The organism is Pseudomonas defluvii (assembly GCF_001695625.1).
Taxonomy (GTDB): Bacteria; Pseudomonadota; Gammaproteobacteria; order Pseudomonadales; family Pseudomonadaceae; genus Aquipseudomonas; species Aquipseudomonas defluvii.
Genome location: NZ_MBPN01000174.1, coordinates 1 through 6,039, shown reverse-complemented (window position 1 = coordinate 6,039; position 6,039 = coordinate 1). Strand labels below are relative to the sequence as shown.

Here is a 6,039-nt window from a genome sequence, read left to right as displayed (position 1 = left end):
ACGACGAAGATCTCGGGCTGCGAGGCTTGGCAAAGCTCGACCGGGCTGTTGATGTCGACATGGGGATGAGCCCTGGCCGCACGGTCGGCTTCGGCCAACTGGCAGACAAGGGCTTTCTTTTCGGCGCTCATTCCATGCGCTCCTTGTTGTTGAGGGGCAGTGCTTGTCAGTGGGGCACTGACCGCAAAGCGCCGAACGCTAGCAAAGATGCTTTGGGATTGATGTAGGGCGATTCCGAAAGTGTTGGTGCGGGCAGCGTGGCGCAGGTGCAGAAGGGCGTGTGGAGCGCAAAAACAAAAAAGCCCCGCAGTGTGCACTGCAGGGCTTTTGAGGGGCTGGCTCGACCTTAGACGATCGGGTCGCCGACGTGCAGGATCTTCATGCCATTGGTGCCACCGATGGTGTGGTAGCTGTCACCCTTGGTCAGGATGACCCAGTCGCCTTGCTCAACCACGCCACGCTGGATCAACTCGTCAACCGCGGCCTGGCTGACTTTGTCCGCTGGCAGGGCTGCTGGGTCGAACGCGACCGGGTACACGCCACGGAACATCGAGGCACGAGCCTGGGTGGCACGGTGTGGCGAGAAGGCAAAGATCGGCACCGAGGAGCGCAGGCGCGACATGATCAGTGGGGTGTAGCCACTTTCGGTGAGGGCGATGATCGCCTTGACACCCGGGAAGTGGTTGGCCGTGTACATGGCCGCCAGGGCGATGCTTTCGTCGCAGCGCTCAAAGCGGGTGTGCAGGCGGTGGCTGGACTTCTGGCTGGTCGGGTGTTTTTCCGCGCCCAGGCAGATGCGCGCCATGGCCTGGACGGCTTCGACCGGATAGGCACCGGCAGCACTTTCTGCCGAAAGCATCACTGCGTCAGTGTTGTCCAGTACGGCGTTGGCGACGTCGGACACTTCGGCACGGGTCGGCATCGGGTTCTGGATCATCGACTCCATCATCTGGGTGGCGACGATCACGGCCTTGTTGTTGCGGCGGGCGTGCTGAATGATCTTCTTCTGGATCGCGATCAGTTCGGCGTCGCCGATTTCCACGCCCAGGTCACCCCGTGCCACCATGACCGCGTCACTGGCGGCGATCAGACCGTCGAGGGTTTCATCGTCGGCAACGGCCTCGGCGCGTTCGATTTTTGCCACCAGCCAGGCCTTGCCGCCAGCTTCGTCACGCAGGCGACGGGCATACTGCATATCGCTGGCGTCACGCGGGAAGGACACGGCCAGGTAGTCCAGGTCCATCTCGGCAGCCAACTTGATGTCGGCTTTGTCTTTCTCGGTCAGGGCCGGGGCGGTCAGGCCACCGCCTCTGCGGTTGATGCCCTTGTGGTCAGACAGTGGGCCACCGATCAGCACGGAACAGTGCAGCGCATCCTCGGTAGCGGTTTCGACACGCATGACCACGCGGCCGTCGTCGAGCAGCAGTTCATCGCCGACGCCACAGTCCTTGACCAGGTCCGGGTAGTCGATACCGACGATGTCCTGGTTGCCCTCGGTCAGTGGGTGAGCCGTGGAGAAGGTGAAGCGATCGCCGACCTTGAGTTCGATCCGCTTGTTGGCGAACTTGGCGATACGAATTTTAGGGCCTTGCAGGTCGCCGAGCAGGGCCACATGGCGGCCGAGGCGGGCGGCGATTTCACGGATCAGCTGGGCGCGAGCCTTGTGCTCTGCGGGGCTGCCATGAGAGAAGTTCAGGCGCGCGACATCCAGACCGGCGAGGATCAGTTGCTCGATAACTTCCGGTGAATTACTGGCGGGGCCGAGGGTGGCGACAATTTTGGTACGGCGGATGGTCATGCACAGACTCCTTTAGTGAAGCGCTGCGAAAGGCTACTCCTGAAAAAGCCTGTAGTCATTGTTCCTGTGTACTACCTTGCAGGCGGAGTGCAGGTCGTTTGAACCGTAGGACGTGTGTCGGGTGGCTCGTCTTCAGATTTGCGGCCAAAAGCCGATACACTGCACATCACAGGAGAATCCCCCATGCGAGCCTTGATAGTCTTAGCCTTGGCGACCAGTGTCGTCGGCTGTACCCGCTGGTCGATGGACCACCATTTGAATAATGCCTACCGTGCCTATGATCGGGGTAACTGCGAGCGGGTGATGCTCGAGCTGTCCCAGGTCGACCGTACCAGCAGAGCCCGGCCGTTCGTACAGCCGGAAGTCGCGATGCTGCGGGGGCAATGCCTGGAGCGCCAGAAGCTCTACCCGGACGCGGTGCAGACTTACCAGTACATCATCCAGCGTTACCCACAGAATGAGTATGCGTTCCGTGCCCGGGCGCGTCTGCAGACGCTGGAACGCCTTGGCCACTACCGCGCAGGTGAGGAGGCGATTACCCGCCCGGCAGCGGTTACCTCCTGGCGCTAGTGCGAAAGTACTAGGGTTCGATTGTGACGTATGGGGTATGTTGCGCTAGTCTTGTCATAGGCAAGCGCCTCCCCATCGGCAGTACTAGCGCGACCCTGCTCAAGGGTTTCCGACAGTGGTTCGAACCATGTTTACCGAGCGCCATATCGAGCGACACCAGCTCCCTTATTTCCTCAAAGTCTTCAACCGCCTTACCGATCAGCCTATTGGTTACTTGGGTAATGTGTCGGAAGACGGCCTGATGCTGATCAGCCAGCTGCCTCTGCTGGTGGGACCGGATTTCGAGTTGCAGATCCGTTTGCCCGGCATTGACGGTGCCCAGCACCTGATCAATCTGACGGCCAGTTGCCTCTGGTGCCATGAGGACCAGACGCCAGGGCATTACGACTCTGGCTTCATGCTGCTGCACCCTCCTCGTGAGTATGATCACCTGGTGCTTGCCCTGCGCAACTACTTCAGCTTCTACCCATTGAGCGCTTCGGCTTGAGGTAGACTCGGGGGATTTTCTGATCAGGGAATTCCCGTGAGCTCCAGCATCTTCTGGCACGACTACGAAACCACCGGCATCAACCCCCGTAGCGATCGCCCGTTGCAGGTTGCCGGTGTGCGCACTGACCTTGAGCTCAACGAGATCGAGGCGCCGGTCAATCTCTACTGTCGACCCAGTGACGATATTTTGCCGCACCCAGCGGCGTGCTTGATCACTGGCATTACGCCGCAGCACTTGGCCGATCATGGCCTTGGCGAAGCTGAATTCATGACGCGCATTCATGCCGAGCTGGCGCGCCCGGGTACCTGTGGTGCGGGTTACAACACCTTGCGTTTTGACGACGAGGTCACGCGTTACAGCCTTTACCGTAACTTTTTCGACCCCTATGCCCGAGAGTGGCAAGGTGGCAATAGCCGTTGGGACCTGATCGACACGGTACGGGCCGCCTGCGCTTTGCGTCCGGATGGCATCAATTGGCCTGAGCAGGACGGACGCATCAGCCTGAAGCTCGAACTGCTGACTGCCGCCAATGGTATCGATCACGGCCAGGCGCATGAAGCGTTGTCCGACGTGCGTGCCACTATTGCGATGGCAAGGTTGATCAGACAAAAACAACCGAAGCTATACGACTGGCTGTTTCAACTGCGTAGCAAGCAGAAAGTACTCGACCATATTCGATTGATGCAGCCCGTTGTACATATCTCCGGTCGCTTTTCCGCCGCGCGTAATTATATGGGTGTGGTGTTGCCTTTAGCGTGGCACCCACGTAATCGCAATGCACTGATTGTCTGTGACCTGCACCTGGATCCCCAGCCGTTGCTGGAGGAAGAGGCCGAGGTAATACGCCAGCATTTATACACGCGCCGTGAGGCGTTAGCCGAGGGGCAGCTACCGGTACCCTTGAAGTTGATTCACATAAATCGTTGCCCGGTGATTGCACCGTTGTCGGTATTGCGCAATGAAGATCAGCAGCGCTTGGCGCTGGATATGCAGCTGTATCACGACAGGGCTGCTGAGCTGCTAGGTCATCAGGCGATTGTTCAAGATAAGTTGAAAACGGTTTATGCCTCCGAGGAATTTTCGTCCTGTGAAGACCCCGAACAGCAACTGTACGAGGGTTTTTTAGGCGAGCGTGATCGTCGCTTGTGCGAGCAGGTGCGCAGTGTTGATCCACAACAATTGGTGAGCGGGCAGTGGATGTTTGATGACGAACGCTTACCGGAGCTGTTGTTCCGTTATCGTGCCCGAAACTTTCCTGAGACCTTGAGTGCTGAAGAGCATCAACGTTGGGTCGAGTTCTGTCGACAGCGTTTGACGGACGAGGCCATGGGCGCGCCCAACACGCTGCCCGCCTTCGAACAGGCGCTGGAGGGGTGTTGGGCTCAGGCAACGGAGCAGCAGCGTGGATTGCTCGGTACGTGGCGTGAATATGTTCAGGCGCTGAAGGTGCGTTTACAGATGTAAAATATTGCGAACATAAAAAACGCCAGCATGCTGGCGTTTTTATTACAGGCATCAGTATATGCCGGTCGTGATTAACCGAGCAGCGTTGCCCAGCCTTCAACCACGTCGCCGCCCCACTTGGCTTTCCACTCTTTCAGTGTCTTGTGGTTGCCACCTTTGGTTTCGATGACTTCGCCGTTATGTGGGTTCTTGTATTGTTTGACCTTGCGCGCGCGCTTGGTACCGGTGGTTTTCACCGCGCCACGTGGTGCTTTGTTCAGTTTGGCTTCTGGGTCCAGCAGGGCAATGATGTCGCGCAGCGATTTTTGATACTCGCCCATCAGCTCGCGCAATTTGCCTTCGAACTCCAGCTCTTTCTGTAGTTTGTCGTCTTCCGACAGGTTTTTCAGACGGGCCTGCAGTTCTTTGATGGCTTCTTCTGTAGCGCGGTATTCGTTGATCAGGGACATGGGGTAATCCTTGGTGGAAAGGGAAACAGTGCCGCAATAATAGTCAGAGGTTTTCGTCAAGTAAACATTAAACTCGAAAATCACATGAACGCATTTTAATGTCTGGAATCTGTCAGGTAGAAATTTACAAACTTAAAGTGTCTTGGAACAAGTAACTTTTTGTCGCAGCTGGCGTAGCGCCAGTGGTCGAAGACCTTGCGGCCACCGTCCATCAGCCGACCCGGCAGTTGCAATCATTACTGCAGTTTTGCTGGGCAATCGTTAGAATGAGCACCTTTGCGAAGTTCTGGAGTCCATTTTCATGCGCACCTATCGGCTGGTGATTGCGTGCCCCGACCGCGTCGGCATCGTCGCCAAAGTCAGTAATTTCCTGGCGTCCTACAACGGCTGGATCAACGAAGCGAGCCACCATTCCGATGAATTGAGCGGCTGGTTCTTCATGCGTCACGAAATTCGCGCTGAAACCCTGCCGTTTGGTATCGAGGCTTTTCGCGAGGCCTTCGCGCCTATCGCAGAAGAGTTCTCCATGGTTTGGCGGATCACCGATACCGACCAGAAGAAGCGTGTGGTGTTGATGGCCAGTCGCGAGTCCCATTGCCTGGCCGACCTGCTTCACCGTTTTCACAGCAATGAACTGGATTGCGAGATTCCGTGCGTGATTTCCAACCACAACGACCTGCGCAGCATGGTTGAGTGGCACGGCATCCCGTTCTTCCATGTCCCTGTCGACCCTCAAGACAAGCAGCCTGCATTTGCCGAGGTTTCGCGCCTGGTCAAAGAGCATGCCGCCGATGTGGTCGTGCTGGCGCGCTACATGCAAATCCTGCCACCACAGCTGTGTCAGGAATATGCGCAGAAGGTGATCAATATTCACCACAGTTTCCTGCCGTCGTTCGTTGGCGCCAAGCCCTACCACCAGGCGGCAGTGCGCGGCGTGAAGCTGATCGGTGCAACCTGCCACTATGTCACTGAAGAGCTGGATGCCGGCCCGATCATTGAACAGGATGTGGTGCGCGTCAGCCATAGCGACACCATTGAAGACATGGTTCGTTTCGGCCGGGATGTCGAGAAGATGGTGCTGGCCCGTGGCCTGCGTTATCACCTGGAAGATCGCGTACTGGTGCACGGCAACAAAACCGTGGTGTTCAACTGATTCGGCGGTTTCGCGCGATTTCGGTATGAGCCATCCGTCCGCGCTTCGCGCCAGCGACTGCAGGTGTGGTCGGTTGGGTGTGCGGGGGGAGGGCAGGCAGCGACGGGCGTCGCTG

At 57.8% G+C, this 6,039-nt stretch carries 6 protein-coding genes; 4 read left to right on the top strand and 2 right to left on the bottom strand.

What is annotated here, in order from left to right; genetic code table 11:
- Nucleotides 1–346: 346 nt before the first annotated feature.
- On the bottom strand, nucleotides 347–1,798 hold the full coding sequence (gene pyk, locus EKA13_RS25480) for a pyruvate kinase (RefSeq protein WP_065761857.1): 1,452 nt from the start codon (nucleotides 1,796–1,798) through the stop codon (nucleotides 347–349).
- Nucleotides 1,799–1,981: 183 nt separating this feature from the next.
- On the opposite strand from pyk, the gene EKA13_RS25475 reads away from it, so the two are divergent.
- The 3 genes from EKA13_RS25475 (at nucleotide 1,982) to sbcB (ending at nucleotide 4,322) form a co-directional block, all read left to right on the top strand.
- Entirely contained in the window at nucleotides 1,982–2,368 is a 387-nt protein-coding gene (locus EKA13_RS25475) for a tetratricopeptide repeat protein (protein WP_065761856.1), read from the top strand.
- Nucleotides 2,369–2,495: 127 nt separating this feature from the next.
- Nucleotides 2,496–2,855 (top strand): PilZ domain-containing protein, encoded by a 360-nt coding sequence (locus EKA13_RS25470; protein WP_065761855.1) that lies wholly within the window; start codon nucleotides 2,496–2,498, stop codon nucleotides 2,853–2,855.
- 36 nt (nucleotides 2,856–2,891) lie between these two features.
- On the top strand, nucleotides 2,892–4,322 hold the full coding sequence (gene sbcB, locus EKA13_RS25465) for an exodeoxyribonuclease I (RefSeq protein ID WP_065761854.1): 1,431 nt from the start codon (nucleotides 2,892–2,894) through the stop codon (nucleotides 4,320–4,322).
- 71 nt (nucleotides 4,323–4,393) lie between these two features.
- On the opposite strand, the gene mvaT is transcribed toward sbcB, so the two are convergent.
- Nucleotides 4,394–4,771 (bottom strand): histone-like nucleoid-structuring protein MvaT, encoded by a 378-nt coding sequence (gene mvaT, locus EKA13_RS25460; protein ID WP_065761853.1) that lies wholly within the window; start codon nucleotides 4,769–4,771, stop codon nucleotides 4,394–4,396.
- A 301-nt stretch (nucleotides 4,772–5,072) separates the two neighbouring features.
- Between mvaT and purU the strand changes: the two genes are divergently transcribed.
- The gene (gene purU, locus EKA13_RS25455; RefSeq protein WP_065761852.1) at nucleotides 5,073–5,924 is read left to right on the top strand and encodes a formyltetrahydrofolate deformylase; all 852 of its coding nucleotides are present in this window, start codon (nucleotides 5,073–5,075) and stop codon (nucleotides 5,922–5,924) included.
- The last annotated feature ends 115 nt before the right edge of the window (nucleotides 5,925–6,039 follow it).